Source organism: Arthrobacter sp. P1_C12_2, from assembly GCF_056406415.1.
In genome coordinates, this window is record NZ_JBFUAF010000050.1 from 1 (window position 1) to 1,074 (window position 1,074).

At 66.8% G+C, this 1,074-nt stretch carries 1 protein-coding gene; it reads left to right on the forward strand.

Annotated features, from left to right (window positions below):
• Nucleotides 1-1,074, forward strand: a 1,074-nt coding sequence (locus AC1DZQ_RS22505; RefSeq protein WP_476965575.1) for a hypothetical protein, incomplete at both ends; no start/stop codon positions are given.

The window sequence follows — 1,074 nt, forward strand, 5'->3', positions numbered from 1 at the left end:
GGACCCTGGCTCGTTTATCCCGGTGTTCGAGGACCCTTCCTCGTTTATCCCGGTGTTCGAGGACCCTTCCTTCGCGCCGGTGGCCGGGACGGCGGGTACCGCGGTGAGTTTGTCCGGCCGGAATTTCAATGTCGGTATCCCGCGGGTGTCCTTCGGTGCCGGGAAGGCATCGCTGCTCGTGCCCCCTGCCGCCGGGTCCCTGACGGTGGCCGTGCCCGAAGGGCTTGTCCCTACCGGGGAATCGGGTGCGGACGTGCCGGTCAGCGTCGAAACCGCCGCCGGCGCGGCCACGGCGGCGACCGCGTTCCGCGTCCTCGCCTGGCACGACGACGCCGAGTTTGTCTCCCAGGACCATGTCCCGGAGGCCATGCGGCCCGGATCCACGGCCACCGTGACAATCATCATGCACAACTCCGGCAACACCACGTGGACCTCCGGCGAGGGATACAGGCTCGGCGCGCAGGCTCCCGAGGGCAACTCGACCTGGGGAAGCGCATGGCATGAACTGCCCGGGCCGGTTGCCAGCGGTGACGATGTGGCATTGACCTTCTCCATCATGGCCCCGGAGGTCGCGGGGGCACTGTTCTCATGGCAAATGGTGCGCGACCGCACGGACACTGGCACTCGGGAGTGGTTCGGGCCCCGTACTCCCGAGAGACAGATCGGGCTCAGCATAAGCAACGCCCGGTTCGTTGCGCAGTCCGTCCCGGCGTCCATCCCACGATTCAGTACGGCGTCCGTGAACGTCACCATGCGCAACACGGGGACCACCACGTGGCAACCCAGCGAAGGCTACCGGCTCGGCGCCATCGGGAACGATTTCGGCGCGGCCCGGCACGAGCTCACCGGAGCCGTGTCCCCCGGGCAGGACGCACCTTTCACCTTCAATATCCCGGCACCGTCAACGCCGGCTCTTTTCCAATGGCGAATGCTGCAGGAGTCCGTCGAGTCGTTCGGCACGCCCAGCGAACCCGTCCAGATCACGCCGGGGGAACCACTGGAGTGCGCCACTCTGCGCCAAACGATCGAGGGGCTGAAACCGCAGATCGAAGCGCTTCAAGAGGACCTCCAGAA